General features: G+C 68.6%; 2 protein-coding genes. Both read right to left on the reverse strand.

Annotated elements, in window-relative coordinates:
- Positions 1-94: 94 nt before the first annotated feature.
- Positions 95-11,872, reverse strand: a complete 11,778-nt coding sequence (locus FFS60_RS06865) for an amino acid adenylation domain-containing protein (protein WP_137821499.1) — start codon at positions 11,870-11,872, stop codon at positions 95-97.
- Positions 11,872-22,953, reverse strand: coding sequence for a non-ribosomal peptide synthase/polyketide synthase (locus FFS60_RS06870; RefSeq protein ID WP_137821500.1), 11,082 nt, complete (start codon positions 22,951-22,953; stop codon positions 11,872-11,874). Before FFS60_RS06870 ends, FFS60_RS06865 begins: the two co-directional genes overlap by 1 nt.
- Between the last annotated feature and the right edge of the window lie 394 nt (positions 22,954-23,347).

The following is a 23,347-nucleotide window of genomic DNA, read 5'->3' on the forward strand; positions in this document are numbered from 1 at the left end:
ATTCCGGCGCTCGAACATTTAGCTGACTCCGATGGGTAGAGCCTGCGAAACCCATCGCTCCGTGGTGATGGGTTTCGCTCCGCTCAACCGCATCCTACGAAAGCGTCGCCGGCTGGGGTGCCAGCAGCGCCTGCAGCTCGGCCAGCAGCTCGGCCAGCAGCTCGTCCTGCTGCAGCAACGCGTAGTGCCCACCGGAGACGACGCGGTCCAGGGCGCGGTGAACCTGGCCGTCGAACACCCGGCGTTCTTCGTCGCGGCCGGCCACCCACCAGCAGTGGGCCGCCACGTCGGTCGACGGCAGGCTGTGCTGGCCAAGGGACAAGGCCTTGAGGCGCGAGCCCACGGCGAAGATCTGCCCCAGCTCGCTGGCACCCAGCAGGCCGTGGTCGCGCTCGCCGCTGTGCGGTGCATCCATCGCGGCCTCGATCACCCGTGTGGCGCCCTCGGCCTCGGCCTGATTCGCCGCATGCAGGGCGATCAGCCCGTCAGCCTCTTCCGCCGCCATGCCCAGCACGAAGACCAGGAAGTCGCGCAGGTCCTCGCGCCAATCCCCCGCTTCGGCCACGCCGGCCACGAAGGTGTCCACCAGGCCGGCGAACTCCACCAACTGGCCCCGGGCTTCCAGCTCGTGGGCCACCAGCAGCGCCAGGGCGCCGCCGAGGGACCAGCCGAGCAGGTGATACGGGCCGTGCGGCTGCTGCTGGCGGATGCGCGCGGCATAGGCTTCGGCCATGGACTGCAAGGAAACGTCCTGCCAGGTCGGGTCGAGCAACATCCGGCATTGCAGGCCGTAGACCGTGCGCCGGCCGTCGAGTCGGCGGGCCAGCGGCTCGTAGTCGAACACTGTGCCGAAACCGGCATGCAGGCAGAACAGCGCCGGCACCTCGGGGATGCGAGTGTTCAGCGCCAGCAGCGGGTCCGGCGCTTCGTTCTGCTCGGTTGGCCCATAGCCGGACAGTTCGGCAATACAGGGCTTCTGCATCAAGTCGCGGAGCTTGAGGGTGAAGCCCAGCTGCGGCTGGCTGCGCACCCGCGAGATGACCTTGAGCACTTGCAGCGAGTCGCCGCCCAGTTCGAAGAAGTTGTCGTCGATGCCGACCTTGGGCACGCCAAGCACCTCCTGCCAGATGGCTACCAGCGCCTGTTCCAGGGCGTTGCGCGGGGCGCGGTAGCTGTTGGCGCTCCACTCGGGTTCGGGCAGCGCGCGGCGATCCAGCTTGCCGTTGGCCGACAGCGGGAAGCACTCCAGCACCAGGATGCGCGCCGGCACCATGTAATCCGGCAGCTGCGCCTGGAGTTCGGCCTTGAGGGCGCGTTCCAGGCCAGCCCCGGCGCTGGACACCACGTAGCCGGCCAACTGCTTGCCGGTGGCGCTTTCGCGCACCACAACCGCCGCATACTGCACGCCGACGCAGGCCCGCAGGCGCGCCTCGATTTCGCCCAGTTCGATACGGAAGCCGCGAATCTTCACCTGCTGGTCGAGGCGGCCGAGGTAGTCCACCAGGCCATCCTCACGCTGTCGTACCAGGTCGCCGGTGCGGTACATGCGCCCGCCCCGTGCGGCGAAGGGGTCCGGCACGAAGCGCTCGGCGGTCAGCCCTGCACGCTGGTGGTAGCCGCGCGCCAGGCATTCGCCACCGAGATACAGCTCGCCGGCGACGCCCACCGGCAGCGGGTTGAGATCGGCATCCAGCACATACAGGCCACGCCCCGCCACGCCACGGCCGATGGGTGCGTAGGCGGCGTCGCAGCGCTCGCTGGCCTCGGCGCGCCAGAGCAGCGGCGTGACCACGGTTTCGGTGGGGCCGTAGCCATTCACCAGGCGGCGCGGACGCAGGGCACGCTTGACCTGCTCGAAGCTGGCCTCGGGCACCGCATCGCCGCCGAAGCAGTAAACCTGCACGGCCGGTGCCTGGCCCTGGCGCTCGGCCACGTCGGCCAGTTGTTGCAGGTAAGCCGGCGGGAAGCAGGCCACGGTGACACCGTGCTGCTGCAGGGCAGCCAGCGTCTGCTCCGGTGTCCACAGGCTGTCGTCGCGCACCACCAGGCTGCCGCCGGCCAGCAACACACTGAGCCAGCGTTCCTGGGCACCGTCGAAGGCGAAGGACATGAAGTGCAGCTCGCGGCTGGCGCTGTCCAGCTCATACAGGTCGATGATGCTGCGGCAATGGCGGTGTATCGGTCCGCGCGCCACAGCCACGCCCTTGGGCAGGCCAGTGGAGCCGGAGGTGTAGATCAGGTAGGCAAGATGACCCGGCAGGTACGTGACCTGCGGCGCGGCATCGGTGCCCTCTACCACCAGACGATCCAGTTCCAGGCGCGGGGTATCGCCGCCGAGGGCGACGCGCTGGTCCAGGTCGCTGTCGCAAAGCAGCAGGCTGGCGCGGGAGTCGGCCAGCATGAAGGCCAGCCGCTCGGCTGGATAGTCCAGATCCAGCGGCACGTAAGCGCCGCCTGCCTTGAGCACGGCGAGGAAGGCCAGCACCAGTCGCTCGGAACGTGGCAGCGCCACCGCTACCAGGCTTTCCGGGCCGATGCCGCGCTGCTGGAGCTGACCAGCCAACTGGTTGGCCTGGCGGTCCAGCCCGGCATAGGTCAGTTCGCGGCCCGCGCAGATCAGCGCCACCTGGTCCGGCTGCTGGCGCACCCGCTGGTCGAAGGCAGCCAGCAGGTCGCCCGCCTGCGCTTCCACCGTTGGCAGCTCGAAGCAGGCACCCGGCAGGCCGAACTCGCCCAGCGGGCGCGCCGCGTCAAAGGTGATCACCGCCAGCAAGCCTTCCAGCTGGGCGCGGATGCGCACCACTTCGGCCTCGCTGAAGCGCTCGCGCAGGTACAGGTACTCGATCTCCAACCCTTGTTCAGTGGCGCTCACCATCAGATCCATGGGGAAGTTGGTGACGCCACCGCTGCCGACTTCGGCAAAGCGCAATTCACCTTCCTGCGAGCCACGCAGGGCGCGGTCCACCGGGTGGTTCTCGAACACGATGATGCTGTCGAAAAGGCCCTGGCCGCCCTGTCCGGCCCAGCGCTGGATATCGGACAGCGGCGTGTGTTCGAAGTCGCGCACCGCCAGGTTGTAGTCCTGCAGCTCACGCAGCCAGTCGCCAAGCGCCCGCTGCGGTTCCAGGGTCTGGATCACCGGCAGGGTATTGATGAACAGGCCGAGCATGTCCTGCGCGCCGGCGAGGTTCGCCGGGCGGCCGGCCACCGTGGCGCCGAAGGCCACGCTGCGCTGGCCGCTGTGGCGTTGCAGCAGGAGCAGCCAGGCGGCCTGCACCAGGGTGTTGAGGGTGACGCGCTGCGCCTTGGCGAAGGCATGCAGGCCACGGGTGGCCTCGGCGTCGAGGTAGCTGTACATCACCCCGTGGCCCTTGCCTTCGGCGCCGGATGCCTTGGCCAGGATGGTTGGCTCCTCGAGGGTCGCCAGCCGATTGCGCCAGAAGCCTTCGGCTGCACCACCGTCCTGGCGTTGCAGCCAGGCGATGTAATCCGCATAGCGCCCGGCCAGGGCCGGCAGGTTCTCGCCGGCGTACAAGCGCAGCATCTCGCCCAGCAGGCGCGAGGCGCTCCAGCCGTCCAGCAGCAGGTGGTGGTAGGTCCAGATCATCTGGTAGCGGGCATTGCCCAGGCGAACCAGGGTGAAGCGCATCAGCGGCGGCTGGGCAAGGTCAAAGCCACGGGCCTGGTCCTCGGCGGCCAGCGCTTGCAGCGCGGCTTCGGTCTCGGTGCGGTCGCGCCAGTCCAGCTCGGTGATGGGTAGCTCCACCTGCTGGTGCACGGCCTGCAACGGGTCGGCCTGGCCATCACGCCAGAGGAAGGCTGCACGCAGCACTTCATGGCGCTCCAGCAATACGGCCCAGGCGGCGCGGAAACGCGCCGGGTCCAAGCCGTCGACGGAGACGCTGAGCTGGTTGACGTAGAGGTTCAGCTCCGGGGAATCCACGCAGTGGAAGAGCATGCCCTGCTGCATCGGCGACAGCGGATAGAGGTCGCTCAGCCCGGTGCGATTTGCCTGGCTCGGTGCCAGGGCGAAGGCCGGCGTATCCAGCGCCACGTCCAGGGCGGCATCGCGGCGCACGGCCACCGCCGCCAGGGCGCGGATGGTCTGCTGCTCGAACAACTGCTTGGGCGTGAACGCCAGGCCACGCTGGCCGGCACGACTCACCGCCTGCAGGGAGATGATGGAATCGCCGCCCAGTTCGAAGAAGTTTTCGGTGACGCCGATGCGCTCCAGCCCCAACAGCTCCTGCCAGATGTCCACCAGCAACGCTTCGGCCGACGTCGCCGGGGCCACCCGTTCACCCACCTCGCGGCTGCCTTCCGATGCCGGCAGCGCCTGGCGATCGAGCTTGCCGTTGGGGGTCAGCGGGAAGGCCGCCAGGCACATCAGGTGCGCCGGCAGCATGTGCGCCGGGAGGCCGGCACGCAGGTGCGCGGTCAGCGCCTCGCGCAGTGCGGCCTCGTCGGCCAGCGGGTCGCGCGGCACCACATAGCCCACCAGTTGGCGGCCAGCGGGGCCTTCGCGGTCCACCACCCAGGCTTCGCGCACGCCTTCATGTTCCAGCAGGCTGGCCTCGATCTCGCCCAGTTCGATGCGGAAACCGCGAATCTTCACCTGCTGGTCGATGCGGCCCAGGTACTCCACCACGCCGTCCGCACGGAAGCGCGCCAGGTCACCGGAGCGATACAGGCGCGCGCCGGGCACGAAGGGATCGGGCACAAAGCGCTCGGCGGTCAGCCCCGGACGCTGGTGGTAGCCACGGGCGACGCCTTCGCCGCCCAGGTACAGCTCGCCGGGCACGCCCACCGGCAGCGGCTGCAGGTTGCCGTCCAACACATAGGCCGTGCGCCGGCCCACCGGCCGGCCGATGGGCATGAAGGCGGAGTCGAAGGTGGTATCGGGATAGGCGCGCCAGATCAGCGGCGTGACCACGGTTTCCGTCGGGCCATAGCCGTTGATGATGCGCGGCGGCCGCAGCACGCGCTGGACCTCGTCGAAGGCGTGCTTGGGCATGCCCTCGCCGCCCACGGTGTAGGAGCGGATCGGCAGGTCGCGTCCGGCTTCGCCGATGTAGTCGGCCATCTGCAACAGGTAGCTGGGGGTGAAGCAGGCGATGGTGATGCCGTGGCGGGCGATCTCGGCGCAGGTGCGCTCCACGCTCCACAGCTCGTTGTCGCGGGGCATCAGCGCCGAGCCATACACCAGCGGGGTCAGCCAGCGCTCGTGGGCGCCGTCGAAGCTGATGGAGGCGAATTGCAGCTCGCGGTCTTCCGGGGTCATGCCGTACAACGCGCCAATGGCCAGGCAGTGCATGGCCAGCGGGCCCTGGGCGACGCTGACGCCTTTCGGGCGGCCGGTGGAGCCGGAGGTGTAGATGAGGTACGCGAGGTTTTCCGGGTGGCTGAGGTTGACCGGGTTGCTCTCGGGCAGGTGCGCCAGCGGCTCGCTGTCCAGGGCCAGCATCGGCAGGCCTTCCGGCACCGGCAGGCCGGCGTGCAGCCAGGACTGGCTGAGCAGCAGCGCGATGCCGCTGTCCTCCATCAGGTAGCGCAGGCGCTCGGACGGGTAGGCCGGGTCCAGCGGCACATAGGCGCCACCGGCCTTGAGGGTGGCCAGCAGCCCCAGGATCATGTCCGGCGAACGTTCCACCGCCACGCCCACACGGACTTCCGGGCCGACACCCAGCTCGCGCAGACGATGGGCCAGGCGATTGGCGCGGACATTCAGTTCGGCGTAGCTCCACTCCAGGTCACCGAAGATCAGCGCCGTGGCCTCTGGTCGCAGCGCAGCCTGGGCCTCGATCAGTTGGTGTACGCAGGGTCGGGTTTCCGGCTCTGGCTGCGGCAGGTTCCACTCCACCAATTGCTGGCGGCGCTCGGCGACGGTGAGCAGGTCCAGGTCGCCCAGGGCGCTCTGTGGCGCGGCAACCATGGCCTCCAACAGGGCCGCCAGATGCTCGCTCATGCGGGCAATGGCAACACGGCTGAAGTGGCCGCGCAGGTAGCTCCAGGTCAGGCTGAGCTGGCCTTCATGCACCGCCGCCAGGGTCAGTGGGTAGTTGGTGCGCTCGTGGTTTTCCGGGATGGAGAACGCCAGCCCCGCCGGAGCACCCTGCTGCAGGGCCGCGGCGATGGGGAAGTTCTCGAACACCAGCAGGCTGTCGAACAGCGGTTCGCCGGCGCTTCCCGCCCAGCGCTGAACATCCGCCAGGGCGGTGAACTCATGCTCGCGCAGCTGCAGGTTCTGTCCCTGCAGGTGCTCCAGCCACTGGGCGACGCTCAGCGACGCTTCGGGCGCGGCGATTACCGGCAGGGTGTTGATGAACAGGCCGAGCTGGCCTTCCGCACCGGGCAAGTCCGCCGGACGGCCGGACACAGTGGCACCGAAGGCCACGCAGCGCTGGCCGCTGTAGCGTTGCAACAGCACTACCCAGGCACCCTGCACCAGGGTGTTGAGGGTCACTTTGCGTTGCCGGGCGAACTCGGCGAGGCGCTGGCTGGTGGCCTCGTCGAACTGTTGGCGGTGGTCGGCATAACCGCCCTGCTCCGCTTCATCCGGCGCGCCATGGGCCAGGCTCTGGGCCAGCAGCGTCGGCTGGTCGAGTTCAGCCAATTGCGCGCGCCAGAAGGCCTGGTCGGCCTCGGCGTCCTGATCGTGCAGCCAACCGATGTAGTCGGCGAAGCGGCCGGCCGGGGCCGCCACGTCGTCGCCGGCATAGCGTTGCAGCACTTCGCCCAGCAGCAGCGAGTTGCTCCAGCCGTCCAGCAGCAGGTGGTGATGGGTGTAGATCAGTTGCTGACGGTCATCGTCCAGGCGCACCAGGGCCAGACGCAGCAGCGGCGGCCGCGCCGGGTCGAAGCCCAGGCGCTCGGCATCGCTCAGCGCCGCCAGGGCGTCGGCCTGATCGGCACGACCGCGCCAGTCCAGCACCTGCAGCGGCAGGCGCAGGTCGCGCTCCACCAGTTGCAGCGGTTCGCTGGCGCCAGACGGCCAGTGGAAGCCGCTGCGCAGGATCGGATGGGCATCCAGCGCCGCTTGCCAGGCGCGGCCCAGGCGCTCGGCGTCCAGGCCGCGCACCTCCACGCTGAGCTGGTTGACGTAGGCGCCGGCCTGCGGCTCGTAGAGGCTGTGGAACAGCAGGCCCGCCTGCATCGGCGAAAGTGGATAGAGGTCGTCGATGCGCGCCGGTGCAACGGGCAGCGCGTCCAGCTGCGCCTGGGTGACGCGCGCCAGTGGAAAGTCCGCCGGGGTCACGCCGCCAGCGCCCTCTTCCTGGCAATGGGCAATCAGCGCCAGCAGTTCGTGGCGGAAGCCTTCGGCAAGGGCGCGGATGGCACTGGTTTCGAAGCACTGGCGGCTGAAGCTCCAGTCCAGCTTCAGCTCGCCACCGTAGACCTGGCCATCCACTGCCAGCCAGTTGATCAGCGGCGCATCGGCATGCTGCGTCGCGCCACTGCTCTCGCGAGCGGGAGCGAACAGCGCGTCCTCGCTGAAGCTCTGGTCGAACTGGCCCAGGTAGTTGAAGGTGACTCGCGCCTGGGGCAGCGCCGCCAGGGCGGCACGCGTGGCGTCATCGCCCAGGTGGCGCAGCAGGCCGTAGCCCAGGCCCTTGCCGGGAATCTCGCGCAGCTGCTGCTTGATCGCCTTGATGGAGCCGGCCATGTCCGCAGTCGGAACCAGCTTCACCGGAAACAGGCTGGTGAACCAGCCGACGGTACGGGTCAGGTCGAGGTCGTCGAACAGCTCTTCACGGCCATGGCCTTCCAGTTGCACCAGGGCCGACGATTGCCGGGACCAGCTGCACAGGGCGCGGGCCAGGGCGGTCAGCAGCAGGTCGTTGACCTGGGTGCGGTAGGCGGCCGGCGCCTGTTGCAGCAGGCTGCGGGTCTGCTCGCGGTCCAGGCCGATGCTGACGCACTGGCGATGGCGCAGCGCCTGGCTGGCAGTCGGGTTGGCCACTGGCAGTTCACCGCTGGCATCCGCCAGATGCGATTGCCACCAGGTCAGTTCGGCATCCAGTTGGCCGGAGCGCGCGTACTGCTCCAGGCGCGCGGCCCAGGCCTGCATCGCGCTGGTCTTTTCCGGCAGAGGTTGATCGGCGTAGGCGGCTTGCAGGTCTTCCAGCAGCACGCGCCAGGACACGCCGTCCACCACCAGGTGGTGGATCACCAGCAACAGGCGCTGGCTGCCATCGCCGCAGTTGACCAGCGCCGCGCGCAGCAGCGGGCCGTCATGCAGCGATAGGCTGCGCTGGGCTTCATCGCAGAGCGCCTGCAGAGACTCCTCGCCCATGGCGCGACCGGTCCAGAGCAGGTCGGTGGCGGCGGTGCTGTCCAGCGGCATGTAGCGCGCGGTCCATTGGCCGTCGACTTCGCGGAATTGCAGGCGCAGCGCGTCGTGCTGGGCCAGGAGTTTCTGCAGGGCCGCTTGCAGGCGGCCCAGTTCCAGCGGCTCGCGGGGCTGCAACAGCACTGCCTGGTTCCAGTGCTGGCGCTGTGGGATGGATTGCTCGAAGAACCAGCGCTGCACCGGAGTCAACCGCTGGGCACCTTCCACCGGCCCTTGCTGAGCCTGGCTGGCTTCCTGCTCACGGGCCACGGCGGCCAGGGCTGCCAGGCTCTGCTGCTGGAACAGGTCACGGGGGGAAAGTTTCAGGCCGGCGCGTCGGGCACGGCTAACCACCTGGATGGAGATGATGGAATCGCCGCCCAGTTCGAAGAAGTTGTCCTGTCTCCCTACCCGCTCGACGCCCAGCACCTCCTGCCAGATCGCCGCCATCTGCTCCTCACGCTCACCGCGCGGCGCTTCGAACTCGCGCTGGCTGACGCTGGCTTCAGGCTTGGGCAGGGCCTTGCGGTCCAGCTTGCCGTTGGGGCTCAGCGGCATGCTTTCCAGGAGGATCATCTGCGCCGGCACCATGTAGTCCGGCAGGCTGGCCAGCAGGTGCGTCTTCAGCGCCTCGCGCCACGGCCCCTGGGCAGCGGCGTCCAGCAGTTCGCGGCGCTTGGGTACCAGATAGGCCACCAGTTGCTTGCCGCTCGGGCCGTCCAGGGCCAGCAGCACGGCCTCCTGCACGTCGGGGTGTTCCTGCATGCGCGCTTCGATCTCGCCCAGCTCGATGCGCAGGCCGCGAACCTTCACCTGGTGGTCGAGTCGGCCGCAGTACTCGATGGCGCCGTCGGCGCGATAACGCGCCAGGTCGCCGGTGCGGTAGAGGCGTTCGCCGCTGCCGAAGGGGTCTGCCACGAAGCGTTCGGCGGTCAGGCCCGGACGGCGGTGGTAGCCACGGGCCAGGCCGACGCCGCCCAGGTACAACTCGCCCACGGCACCCGTGGGCAGGGGTTGCAGCTCGGCGTCGAGGATGTGGGTACGCAGGTTGGCGATGGGCCGGCCGATGGGCACGCTGTCGCGGCCCTCCTCCAGGCAGGTCCAGTGGGTGACGTCGATGGCCGCCTCCGTGGGGCCGTAGAGGTTGTACAGGCCCGCATTGGGCAGCAGGCGCAGGGTCTGGCGCTGCAGCTCCACCGGCAGGGCTTCGCCGCTGCAGATGATGCGGGTCAGCGACGTACAGCCGGCCGCTTCATCGGCGCCGACGAAGGCCTGGAGCATGGAGGGCACGAAATGCAGGGTGGTGATGCCCTCGTTGCGGATCAGCGCCGCCAGCCCCTGCGGGTCGCGGTGCAGGCCGGGTTCGGCGACCACCAGGGTGGCGCCTTCCATCAGCGGCCAGAAGAACTCCCACACCGACACGTCGAAGCTGAACGGCGTCTTCTGCAGCACCTTGTCACCGGCGCGCAGGTGGTAGGCCTGTTGCATCCAGGCCAGGCGGTTGTACAGGGCAACGTGGCGATTGCCCGCGCCCTTGGGCTTGCCAGTGGAGCCGGAGGTGTAGATGACGTACGCAAGGTTCTCGGCCGTGGCGAGGTTGTCCAGGTTCTCGCCGGACTCCTCGGCCAGCCAGTCGGCATCACCTTGCAGGCAGATGCTCTGTACGCCTTCCGGCAACGGCAGCGTGGCCAGCAGGTGCTGCTGGGTCAGCAGCAGTTGGATGCCGCTGTCTTCGATCATGTAGGCCAGGCGGTCGGCCGGGTATTCCGGGTCCAGCGGCACGTAGGCGCCACCGGCCTTGAGGATGGCCACCAGGGCCACGACCATTTCCAGCGAGCGCTCGCAGGCCACGCCCACCAGGGATTCCGGGCCGACGCCCTGCTTGCGCAGGTGACGGGCCAGGCGGTTGGCGCGCAGGTTCAGCTCGGCATAGGACAGGCGCTGCCCCTTGAACACCAGGGCCGTGGCCGCGCCGTTCTCGGCTACGCAGGCTTCGATCTGCTGTTGCACGCAGACCGGGCCGGGATACCGGGTAGCGGTCGCGTTCAGCGCTTCCAGGGTGGCGCTGCGTTCGGCGGCGTCCAGCAGCGGCAGCTCGGCGATGGGCGCCTCCGGGTTGGCCAGCAGGCCGCCCAGCAGGTTGCGCCAGTGTTGCGCCAGGCGCTCGATGCGCGGTGCGTCGAACAGGTCGGTGGCGTAGGTCAGGCTGGCCAGCAGGCGCTCGCCTTCTTCATGGGTGTCCAGTTGCAGGTCGAACTGGGTGGTGCGACCGCTCCAGTCCAGGCTTTCTACCTTCAACCCCGGCAGCGCACCGTCGAGGGCACCCGGCCTGGACTGCTGGTGGTTGACCATCACCTGGAACAGCGGGCTGTGGCTCAGGCTGCGCTCACCTTGCAAGGCCTGCACCAGACGCTCGAAGGGCAGCTCCTGGTGGTCCTGGGCACCGAGCACGGCATCGCGGGTGCGCTCCAGCAGTTGGTTGAACGGCAGGCGACCATCCATCTCAGCGCGCAGCACCTGGGTGTTGACGAAGAAACCGATCAGGCCGCGGGTTTCCGCGCGGTTGCGGTTGCCCACCGGCACGCCGACACAGAAATCACGCTGGCCGCTGTAGCGGTGCAGCAGGGTCTGGAAACTGGCCAGCAGGAGCATGAACAGGGTCACGCCGCGTTGCCGCGCCAGGGTCTTGAGGCCAGCAGCGGTGGCCGCGTCGAGGGCGAAGTCCAGGCGCGCGCCACGTTGGCTCGGCTGGGCCGGGCGTGGGCGGTCGGTGGGCAGTTCCAGCAGGCTCTGCTCGCTGCCGAGCTGGGCTTTCCACCAGTCCAGCTGTCGTTCCAGCTCGCCGGCTTCCATCCAGCGGCGCTGCCACAAGGCGTAGTCGGCGTACTGGATCGGCAAATCCGGCAATACCGCATCAACGCCCTGGCTGAAGCCGGCGTAGAGCTGGGAGAACTCTTCCACCAGCACGCCCATGGACCAGCCGTCGGCGACTATGTGATGCAGGCACAGCACCAGCACCTGATCCTCGTCGTCCAGTTGCAGGAGCGTCACGCGCAGCAGCGGGCCGGTGGCGAGATCAAAGGGGCGCTGGATCTCCGCTTCCACCCGGAGCAGGGCGGCGTCCAGACGCTGGCCTTGCGGCACGTGGCGCAGGTCCACCTGTTCCAACGGCAGGCTGAATGCCGCTTCCACCTGTTGCAGCACCTGGCCTTCCTGCTCGATGAAGCGCGTGCGCAGGGTCTGGTGACGGGCCACCAGCGCATCGAAGCTGCGTTGCAGCGCCGCCACGTCCAGCTTGCCGATCAGGCGCAGGGCCGCCGGGATGTTGTAGGCGGCGCCTTGCGGGTCCAGTTGCCAGAGGAACCACTGGCGTTGCTGGGCGTAGGACAACGCCTGCGGCTCGCCGGCTTCGGCACTCGGCGGGATCGGCAACTGGCCGAAACTCACGCCCTGCTCGGCCATGCGCTTGAGGAACTCGCGACGCTGCTCGGGGGCCAGGCCGGCGAAACGGGTGGCGATACGCCAGGCGGTGGTGTTTTCCATCAAAGAGTCTCCATCTCGTCCAGCAGCGATTCGAGCGCGTCCAGACGTGCAGCGTTGTCAGCCGGAGCCTGTGCCCCGGCCAGGGCCGCGTAGGCCCGAAGATCGGCGGACTCGAACAGCGCGCGCAGCGGCAGTTCGATGCCCAGTTCCAGTTCCACCCGGGCGCTGGCTTGTGCCGCCAGCAGGGAATGCCCGCCCAGGTCGAAGAAGTTGTCGCGGCAACCGACCCGCTCCACTTCCAGCACCTCGGCCCAGATGGCGGCGATGCGCCCTTCCAACTCGCCCTGGGGCGCCTCGAAGGGTCGCTGCCAGGCGTCGGCATCCGGCGTCGGCAGGGCCTTGCGGTCGAGCTTGCCGTTGCCGGTCAGCGGCAGTTGGTCCAGCAGCAGCAGGTGCGCCGGCACCATGTAGTCCGGCAGCCCGGCCTTGAGCGCGGTGCGCAGGGCATCGCGCCAGGCCAGCGGGTCGACCGGCTGCACCTCGGGCACCACGTAGGCACAGAGCTGCGCCCCGGCGGCGCTCTGCTGCACCGCCAATACCGCCTGGCGCACGCCGTCCTGCTCCAACAGGCGCGCTTCGATCTCGCCCAGCTCGATGCGGAAGCCACGGATCTTCACCTGCTGGTCCTTGCGGCCCAGGTAATCGATGCCGCCATCGGCGCGCTGGCGCGCCAGGTCGCCGGAGCGGTACAGGCGCTCGCCAGCGGCGAAGGGGCTGGGCACGAAGCGTTCGGCGGTCAGCCCGGCGCGGCCGTGGTAACCACGGGCGAGGCCGGCGCCGGCGATGTACAGCTCGCCACTGGCGCCCACCGGCACCGGCTGCAGGTTGGCGTCCAGCAGGTACCAGGCGAGGTCGCGGATCGGCCGGCCGATGGGGCTCTGCGCCGGGCCGTCGAGGTCCGCCAGGCTGATCGGCCGGTAGGTGACATGCACCGTGGTTTCGGTGATGCCGTACATGTTCACCAGGGTCGGCTTGCGGTCGCCAAAGCGCTCGAACCAGGGCTTGAGGCTGGCCAGCTCCAGCGCCTCGCCACCGAAGATCACCACCCGCAGGGCCAGCTCGCGGGGGCTGCTGCAGGCCAGCGGCAGCAGTTGGCGGAAGGCGGTCGGCGTCTGGTTGAGCACGGTAACGCGCTCATCGCCCAGCAACTGGAGGAAGGCTTCCGGCGAGCGGCTGACGAAGTACGGCACCACCACCAGGCGGCCGCCGGTGCAGAGGGCGCCGAACAGCTCCCACACCGAGAAATCGAAGGCGTAGGAGTGGAACAGGGTCCAGACATCCTCGGCGCCGAAGCGGAATTCCTCCGCCGTGGCGCTGAGCAGGCGGGTGACGTTGCCATGGCTGAGCAGCGCGCCCTTCGGGCGGCCGGTGGAGCCAGAGGTGTAGATGACGTAGGCGAGGTTGTCCGGCGCGGTACGGTTGCCAGGGTTCTCGGCGCTGTAGCCGGCCAGGTCCTGCTCATCCAGGCAGAGCGCCTGGAGGCCTTCGCGCATCGGCAGCCCGTCTTTCAGGTGAGCCTGGGTCAGCACCAGGGCGATGCCGCTGTCTTCGACCATGTAGGCCAGGCGGTCGGCCGGGTATTCCGGGTCCAGCGGCACATAGGCGCCACCGGCCTTGAGGATCGCCAGCAGCCCCACCACCAGCGGCATGGCGCGTTCCGTGGCGATGCCCACCCGCACGTCCGGGCCGACACCCAGCTCGCGCAGCTTGTGGGCCAGGCGGTTGGCCTGGGCATTCAGCTCGCCGTAGGACAGGTGCTCGCCCTCGCAGCTGAGCGCCAGAGCCTCGGGACGCTGGGCAGCCTGTGCCTCGAAGAGCTGGTGCAGCACCGGCGAAACCGGCTGCGCCTGGAACGACGGGTTCCAGCTTTGCAGCAGGCCATCACGCTCGGCGGTGGTGATCAGCGGCAACTCGCCGACTCGGCATTGCGGGTCTTCCACCACCGCACGCAGCAGGTGCTGCCAGTGGCCGGCGAGGCGTTGGACGCTGCTGGCGTCGAACAAATCAGCCGCATAGGTGAGGCTGGCGTGGAGAGTGTCGCCCTGCTCTTCGGTGTCCAGTGCCAGGTCGAACTGGGCGCTGTGCTGGCGCCAGTCCAGGCGCTCGACCTTGAGCCCCGCAAGCTCGCGCTCAACGCTCTGGCCCAGTTGCTTCTGGTGGTTGTAGAGCACCTGGAACAGCGGGCTGTGATTGAGGCTGCGCTGCGGTTGCAGGGCTTCCACCAGTTGCTCGAAGGGCAGTTCCTGATGGGCCTGGGCGCCCAGCGCGGCCTGTCGGACCTGTTGCAGCAGCGCGCTGAAGGGTTGCTGGCCGTCCACCTCGGCGCGCAGCACCTGGGTGTTGATGAAGAAGCCGATCAGGCCTTCGGTTTCCAGACGCGAACGCCCCGCGTTGGGCACGCCAACGCGGATGTCGTCCTGCCCGCTCATGCGGTGCAGCAGGGCCTGGAAGCTGCCCAGCAGGAGCATGAACAGGGTCACCTGCTGCTCCTGGGCGCGGCGGCGCAGACCGGCGACCAGTGCCGGTTCCAGGCTGATTTCCAGGCGCGCCCCCCGTTCGCTGCGGCGGGCCGGACGGGTCAGCTCGCTGGGCAGTTCCAGCAGCGGCTGGCGCTCGCCCAGTTGCGCCTTCCACCAGTCGAGCTGGCGGGCGCCCTCCCCGGCATCCAGCCAGTCGCGCTGCCAGCGGGCGTAGTCGGCGTAGCGCACCGGCAGTGTCGGCAGGCGGGCCTCGCGGCCTTCGACCCGGGCCTGATAGAGCTGGGCGAACTCATCCACCATCACTTGCATCGACCAGCCGTCAGCGGCGATGTGGTGCACGGTGAGCACCAGCACATGCTCGTCCTCCGCGACGTTCAGCAACAGCACCCGCAGCAGCGGGCCGTTGCGCAGGTCGAACGGCTGGCGCATTTCCTCTTCCACCAGGGCGTCGATCTGCGCCTGGCTCGGCGCCTCCAGGCTCAGCTCGCTGAACTGCAGCGGCAGGCTGGCGTGCAGCACCGGGCGGGCTTCGTGGCCGTCCTGGGTGAAGGTGGTGCGCAGGGTGTCGTGGCGCGCTTGCAGGGCGGCGAAGCTTGCCAGCAGCGCGTCGCGGTCCAGGCGGCCCTTCAGGCGCAGGGCGGCGGGAATGTTGTAGGCGGCGCTCTGCGGGTCCAGTTGCCAGAGAATCCACTGGCGCTGCTGGGCGTAGGACAGCACGGCCGGCGCGTCGGCGGGCAGTCGCTTGAGCTGCGGCTGGCCGCTGCCACCGGCCTGGGCGGCGCGCTTGGCGAAGGCGGCCAGTTCGCTGGCCTCGAACAGGCTGGCCAGCGGCAGTTCGATGCCGAGCTGCTGGCGCACCCGCGAAATCACCTGGGTGACCAGCAGGGAGTGGCCGCCGAGTTCGAAGAAGTTGTCGCTGCGACCGACCCGTTCGACCTTCAGTACCTCGGCCCAAATGGCTGCCAGCTGGCTTTCCAGGCCTTCGGCGGGGGCTTCGAAATCGCGCTGCCAGTCGCTGGCCTCGAAGCGCGGCAGGGCCTTGCGGTCCACCTTGCCGTTGGCGTTCAGCGGCAGGCGTTCCAGCAGCAGCCATTGCAGCGGCACCATGTATTCCGGCAGTTGCGCCTTGAGGGCGTTCTTCAGGCGCTCGCGCAGGGCGGCCGGCTCCTCGCGGGCGTCATCCGCCACCACGTAGGCCACCAGCGCTTTGCCGGTGGGGCCTTCCTGCACCAGCACGACCGCTTCTCGCACACCGTCCAGGTCACGCAGGCGGGATTCGATTTCGCCCAACTCGATGCGGAAGCCGCGAATCTTCACCTGCGAGTCGATCCGGCCGACGTATTCCAGCAGGCCGTCCGGGCGGCGGCGTGCCAGGTCGCCGGTGCGGTACAGGCGCGCGCCCGGCTCGCCGAACGGGTCAGGAATGAACACTGCCGCGGTGCGCTGCGGGTCGCTCAGGTAGCCGCGCCCCACGCCGGTGCCGGCCACATAGAGTTCGCCCACAGCGCCGGTGGGCACCGGCAGCAGGCGGCCATCCAGCACGTAGAGGCGGTTGTTGTCGGTGGCCGAACCAATGGGCAGGAAGGCGCTTTCCGCCGATGCGGCATCCACGCGGAACAGCGCCACGTCGTCCGAGCATTCGGCCGGGCCGTAGGCGTTCACCAGACCGATGGCCGGGTAGCGCTGCAGCCAGCGGCGCGCCAGCTCCGGTGGCATGGCCTCGCCCGTAGGGAGCATCCAGCGCAGGGTGTCGAGGCTGCCGGCGGGTTCTTCCAGCAGGCCCTGGATCAACGAGGGCACGCTTTCCAGCACGGTGATGCCACGGCTGCGCACATGGGCCAGCAGCGCGGCGGGGTCGTGTGCGATGGCGTTGGGGACGATGTCCACCTGGGCGCCGAACAGCGGTGCGGTGAGGAACTGCCACACGGAAATGTCGAAGCTCTGCGAGGCGGTCTGGGCGATCACATCGGCCCCGCTCAGGTCCAGGTACGGCACCTTGCTGAGCTGGTTGTTGAGCATGCCGGCCTGTTCGACCATCACGCCCTTCGGTGTGCCGGTGGAGCCGGAGGTGTAGATGACGTAAGCCAGGTTGTGCGGGCCGGTGTGGATGCCCGGCTGGGTGCTGGGCAACCCGGCGCCCTGCACCTCGTCCCAGAGCAACAGCGCCGGGCGGCGACCTTGGGGAAGCGTGGCGATCAGCGCTTCGGCCTGGGCATGGCAGGCGCCGCTTGCCAGCAGTGCCGGCACGCGACCCAGTTCCAGCAGGTTGAGCAGACGCTGCTCCGGCAGTTGCGGGTCCAGCGGCAGGTAGCCGGCACCCGCCTTGAAGGTGCCAACCATCATGCCCAGCAACTCCAGGCCGCGTTCGGCCAGCAGTGCCACGGGCTGGTCAATGCCGACTCCAGCGCCGATCAGCGCGTGGGCAACGCGGTTGGCTTGCTCGTCGAGCTGGCGGTAGGTCCAGCGCTGTTCCAGGCAAGTGGCAACCACCTGCTCCGGTCGATCCGCCACCTGGGCTTCGAACAGGCGCACGTAGCCCTGCTCCAGCGGGTAGTCGCGTCCAGTGCGGTTGCCGGCTTCCAGCAGTTCGCGGCGCTCCGCGTCCGCCACCAGCGGCAGGTCGGCGAAATCGCCCAGGAAGCCTTCGCCAATGGCCAGCAGCAGGCGTTTGAAGTCGCCCAGCAGGCGGTCGATGGTGGGCTCGTCGAAGTAGCGCTGGTCGTAGGACAGGTGCAGGCCCAGGGCGTCGCCCGGATAGACCACCACCGTCAGCGGGTAGTTGGTGTGGGTGCGCGCGGTGTCGGATTTGGCGCTGATTTCCCTGGCGCCGCTCTCCACGGCGCTTTCCACCGGGGCGTTCTCGTAGACGAACAGGCTATCGAAGATCTGCTGGCCCTTCTCAAGGGCGCTGCAGGCCTGGATTTTCACCAGCGGCAGGTGCTCGTGCTCGCGCAGGGCCAGGTTGTGTTCGAAGAGGTCCTGCAGCCACTGACGCACGCTGAGCTTCTGGCCGGGTTGCGGCAGGCGCATGCGCAGCGGAATGCTGTTGATGAACAGGCCGACGGTGTCCTGCATTTCCGGGCGGCTGACCGGGCGGCCGGCCACAGTGACGCCGAACAGCACTTCGTCCAGCCCGCTATAACGGTGCAGCACCAGCGCCCAGGCGGCCTGGGTCAGCGTGTTGACGGTGAGCTGGTAGCGCTGGGCCAGTTCGCGCAGGGCGCGGCCCTGGCTGGCTTCGAGGTCGGCGTAACGGTCGCCGATCACCGAGAAGCCGCCCTGGCGGCGCACCGGGCGGTCGTAGGGCAGCGGCGTGGGCTGTTCGAAGCCGGCCAGCTCCATGCTCCAGGCTTCCAGCGCGGCGCGCTCGCCCTGCTGTTGCAGCCAGGCGATGAAGTCGCGGTAGCGGGCGGCCGGCGCCAGGCTGCGGCTGCCGCTGTAGAGGGCGAAGAAGTCCTGCAGCAGCAGAGAACGGCACCAGGCATCGATCAGGATGTGGTGGTTGCTGAGGATGAACCAGTACTGCCCGGCGCCACGGCGGATCAGGCGCAGGGCGAAGGGCGGCTTGTTGAGCAGGTCGAAGCCCTGGGCGCGATCGGCGGCCAGCAGCTCCTGCAGGGCGGCCTCATGCTCGGCTTCGGGAAGCGCCGACCAGTCGCGGAAGTCCACGTCCGGCGCGGCGTCGCGATGGATGATCTGCAGCATCTGGCCGTCGTCATCCAGGCTGAAGGACGCGCGCAGGGCGTCGTGGCGGCGGGCCACGTCGCGCCAGGCGGCGGTGAAGCGCCGCAGGTCGATCTCGCTGTCGATGATGTAGCGGTCCTGCATGAAGTAGATGCCCGAGTGGGGCTCCAGCAGGGTGTGCACCAGCAAGCCTTCCTGCATGGGCGACAGCGGGTAGATGTCTTCCACCTCGGCAGCCGGCACCGGCAGCGCATCCAGTTGCGCCTGGGTCAGTTTTGCCAGGGGGAAGTCGGACGGGGTGAAGCCGTCATTGCCCTCGGCCACACAGTGCGCGATCAGCGCTTCCAGCTCGGCGCGATAGGCATCGGCCAGGGCCTGGATGGTTTCGCGGCGGTACATCTCGCGGCTGAAGCCGAACTGCAGGGACAGTTCGCCGCCGTATACCTGCCCTTCCACGCTCAGCCAGTTGGCCAGCGGCGCATCGTCGGCCTGGGCCTTGCCACCGCCCTCGCCTGCCGGGACGAACAGCGCGGCTTCGTCGAACTGCGCATCGAACTGGCCCAGGTAGTTGAAGGTAACGCGCGGCTGCGGCAACGCAGACAGGGCCGCGCCATTGCCGAGGTAGCGCAGCAGCCCGTAGCCAAGCCCCTTGCCGGGCACTGAGCGCAGTTGTTCCTTCACCGCCTTGAGGGCGCTCGCCAGTTCGCCGGTCGGAATCAATTTCACCGGGAACAGACTGGTGAACCAGCCGACGGTGCGGGTCAGGTCGATGTCGTCGAACAGGTCTTCGCGGCCGTGGCCTTCCAGTTGCACCAGCACCGCTTCATCGCCGCTCCAGCGGCACAGCACGCGCGCCAGGGCAGTCAGCAGCAGGTCGTTGACCTGGGTGCGGTAGGCGGCCGGCGCTTCCTTCAGCAGTTGGCGGGTGCGCTCGGCGTCGAGGCGGAGTTCCAGCGTGTCGCCATGACGGTTCTCCAGGCGGCCTTCCGGGTTGTCGCGGGGCAGCTCGGCCGGTGCGCTGTGCAGCTCGGATTGCCACCAGGCGAGTTCGGCTTGCAGTGCCTCGCTCTGGGCGTAGCCTTGCAGGCGTTGGGCCCAGGATTGGTAGGCGCTGGTCTTGGCCGGCAGGCGCACGGCCTCGCCCGCGTCCAGTTGGCGGTAGGCGGTTTGCAGGTCTTCCAGCAACACGCGCCAGGACACGCCATCCACCACCAGATGGTGGATCACCAGCAGCAGACGCTGGCTGCCGTCGGCCTGTTCGATCAGCGCGGCGCGCAGCAATGGACCGTTGGCGAGATCGAGGCTGCGCTGCACTTCATCGCAGAAGACGGTCATTTCCGCACCGCTGGCCTGCCCTTGCCAGAGCAGGGTCTGGTTAGCGTCGACGTGGGTCTGGCGCCACTGGCCGCCCTCCTCAGTGAAGCGCAGGCGCAGGGCGTCGTGCTGGCGCACCAGCTGTTGCAGGGCGTCGTCCAGCAGAGCCGGGTCAAGCGGCTGGCGCGGCTCCAGCAGCAGGGATTGGTTCCAGTGGCCGCGCTCGGCGATGGGCAGATCGAAAAACCAGCGCTGCACCGGGGTCAGCGGTGCTTCGCCTTGTACCGGGCCCTGGTCGATGCTGCTGGCTTCGCTGCACTCGGCCACAGCGGCCAGGCTCTGTACCGTCTGGTGCTGGAAGATATCGCGCGGGCTGAAGCGGATGCCGGCCTGGCGGGCACGGCTGACCACCTGGATGGAGACGATGGAGTCGCCGCCCAACTCGAAGAAGTTGTCGGTCAGGCCAACGCGCTCCACCTTGAGCACGTCCTGCCAGATGCTCGCCAGTTGCTGCTCCACGGCACTGCGCGGGGCCTGGTATTCCTGGCGGACCTGCTGCAGGTCAGGCTTGGGCAGGGCCTTGCGGTCGAGCTTGCCGTTGGGGCTGAGCGGCATGGCCGGCAGCAGGATGAACTGCGCCGGCACCATGTAATCCGGCAGGGTGGCGCCCAGGTGGGCCTTGAGAGCCTCGCGCAGCGCGATCTCATCCCTGCCCTGCTCCATCGCCACCAGGTAGGCCACCAGTTGCTTGCCGCTGGCGCCGTCATGGGCGACGACCACCGCCTCACGCACACCGGCGTGGCTTTGCAGGCGGGCTTCGATCTCGCCCAGTTCGATACGGAAGCCACGAATCTTCACCTGGTGATCGAGGCGGCCGAGGTATTCGATCACCCCGTCTTCGCGATAGCGCGCCAGGTCGCCGGTGCGGTACATGCGCTCGCCAGCGGCGAAGGGGTTGGCCACGAAGCGCTCGGCAGTCAGGCTGGCGCGGCGGTGGTAGCCACGAGCGAGGCCGGCACCTGCCAGGTACAGCTCACCAACCACGCCCACCGGCACGGGGTTGAGGCGGGCGTCGAGGATGTGGGTGGCGAGGTTGGCGATGGGCTGGCCAATGGGCACGCTGTCGCGGCCTTCATCGCGGCAGGTCCAGTGGGTGACGTCGATGGCCGCCTCGGTGGGACCATAGAGGTTGAACAGGCCGACGCCCGGCAATTGGGCGAAGACCTGGCCTTGCAGCTCCGCCGGCAGGGCCTCGCCGCTGCAGACGATGCGCTTGAGGCTGGCGCATTGCCGAGTGCCCTGCTCTGCCACCGACAACTGGGAGGCGAAGGCCTGCAGCATGGACGGCACGAAGTGCAGCGTGGTGACCCGGTGCGCCTCGATCAGCGCCAGCAGGCGGGCCGGATCGCGGTGATCGCCAGGGTTGGTCACGGCCAGGCGCGCGCCCACCATCAACGGCCAGAAGAACTCCCACACCGACACGTCGAAGCTGAAGGGGGTTTTCTGCAGCACGGTGTCATTCGCATCCAGCGCGTAGGCCGACTGCATCCAGGCCAGGCGGTTGTGCAGCGCCGCGTGGGTGTTGCCAGCGCCCTTGGGCTTGCCGGTGGAGCCGGAGGTGTAGATGACGTAGGCGAGGTTGTTCGGCGCGATGGCGGCGTCCGGGTTGGCGGCGCTGAAGGCTTCCAGCGCGTCGCTGTCCTGGTCCAGGCAGAGGCTGGTCACCCCATCCGGCAGCGGCAACTCCGCCAGCAGGTGACTCTGGGTCAGCAGCAGCTTGATGCCGCTGTCGTCGAACAGGTAGGCCAGACGGTCGCGCGGGTATTCCGGGTCGAAGGGCACGTAGGCGCCCCCGGCTTTGAGGATCGCCAGCAAGCCGACCACCAGCTCCACGGAGCGCTCGCAGGCCACGCCCACCAGTGATTCCGGGCCGACACCCAGGCTGCGCAGCTTGTGCGCCAGGCGGTTGGCGCGGGCGTTGAGTTGGGCGTAGGTCAGGTGCTCATTGCCGAAGGCCAGGGCCGGCGCGTCCGGCTGGGTGGCGGCCTGGGCTTCGAACAGGCGCTGCACCGGGGCATAGGCGTAATCCTCGGCGGTGGCGTTCCAGCCTTGCACCTGGTGGATCAGTTCTTCGGCATCCAGCAGCGGCAGTTCACCCACCGCCTGATCCGGGTTGGCGACGATGCCGCGCAGCAGGTTCAGCCAGTGGCGCACCATACGCTCGGCGGTGGCGCGCTCGAACAGGTCGGTGGCGTAGGTCAGTGCCGCTTCCAGGCGGCCGGATTTCTCCAGGGTGTCCAGGGCCAGGTCGAACTGGGTGGTGCGGCCTTCCCACTCCTGGCGGCTGATCTTCAGCCCGCCCAGACTGTCCAGCGCGGTGACGTCGGCCACGAACGGCTGGTGGTTGTAGAGGGCCTGGAACAGCGGGTTGTGGCTGAGGTTGCGCTCGACGTTCAGCGCTTCCACCAGTTGCTCGAAGGGCAGCTCCTGATGAGCCTGGGCGCCGAGGGCGGCCTGCTTCACCTGTTGCAGCAAAGTGGCGAACGGCAGCTGGCCGTCAAACTCGCTGCGCAGCACCTGGGTGTTGACGAAGAAGCCGATCAGCCCCTCGGTTTCCGCACGGTTGCGGTTGGCGATGGGCACGCCGACGCGGATTTCGCGCTGGCCGCTGTAGCGCGCCAGCAGCACCTGGTAGCTGGCCAGCAGCAGCATGAACAGGGTGACGCCCTGCTGCCGCGCCAGGCCGCGCAGTTGCTCGGCCAGCGCGGGCTCGATGGCGAACTCCAGGCGCACGCCCTTGTAGCTGGGGCTGGCCGGGCGCGGGTGGTCGGCGGGCAGCTCCAGCAGGCTGTGCTCGCTACCCAGATGGGTCTTCCAGTAGTCGAGCTGACGCTCCTGCTCGCCGGCTTCCAGCCACTGGCGCTGCCAGAGGGCGTAGTCGCGGTATTGGATGGGCAGCTCGGTCAGTTGCGGGGCTTCGCCGGCGCAGAAGGCGCGGTACAGGCGGGAGAACTCGTCGATCAGCACGTTCATCGACCAGCCGTCGGAGACGATGTGGTGCAGGGTCACCAGTAGCAGGTGCTCGTCTTCGGCCAGCTTCACCAGCTTCAGGCGCAGCAAGGGGCCCTGCTCCAGGTCGAAGGGCTTTTGCGCCTGCTCCTCGGCGCTCTGGCGGGCGCGGGATTCGCGAGCGGCAGTGGGCAGCAGGGTCAGGTCTTCGTGCTCGACCTCGACGGGCGCCGACGCGTGAATGCGCTGCACCGGCACGCCGCCGTCCAGATGGAAGGTGGTGCGCAGGGTTTCGTGGCGCTCGACCAGCGCGGCGAAGGCCTGTTCCAGCGCGGCCACGTCCAGCGCGCCGTGCAGGCGCACAGCGCCCGGCAGGTTGTAGGCGGCGCCGTGCGGGTCCAACTGCCAGAGGAACCACATGCGCCGCTGGGCGTAGGACAGCCGCTCGCGCTCGGCGATGACGACGTTGGCGGGAATGGGGAACAGGTTGAAATCGACGCTCTCCTTGCGCAGCCCTTCGAGGAAGAGCCGGCGTTTTTCCACGGGCAGCTCGATAAATCGATGGGCGAGTCTCAGGGCGTCTTGGGCATTCATCTGTTCTTTCCATCCAACAAAGTCATTGGGAAGCGTTCGCTTTCCGCCATAACCAGTCAGACGAAACAGGCTGTTACGTCTTTAGCGTGGGGAGGGAAATTCGACAGGCGCGCAAGGAAAGCGCCTACGCAGGAACTGCGTTGCTGGCTTACAAGGCGTTTGGATAGGGTTTGCGGCGCTGTGACCTTCTGGTCACAGCCGGGTGTGGAAGCCCGTATTCAGGAGCATAAGCGCCATAGCGACGCCTTGAGCGTCGGCTGTCTATGGCGGATCGTGCGAGGGGCTTCGGCCCGACCGGTCTCCTTATGCTCCTCCGGTACTTCCACACTCGCACGGTCCGCCACCCTTCAAGGATTTGGTGGCGGCTCCACAACTCAATGGATGGAGCTTTGCC

Origin of the sequence: Pseudomonas sp. D(2018) (assembly GCF_005502555.1) — a bacterium.
Lineage (GTDB): Bacteria > Pseudomonadota > Gammaproteobacteria > Pseudomonadales > Pseudomonadaceae > Metapseudomonas > Metapseudomonas resinovorans.

What these genes read in the sequence shown, in the direction of transcription:
- FFS60_RS06865 (WP_137821499.1), bottom strand. Translation starts at nt 11,872, where the DNA reads ATGGAAAACACCACCGCCTGGCGTATCGCCACCCGTTTCGCCGGCCTG.
- FFS60_RS06870 (WP_137821500.1), bottom strand. Translation starts at nt 22,953, where the DNA reads ATGAATGCCCAAGACGCCCTGAGACTCGCCCATCGATTTATCGAGCTG.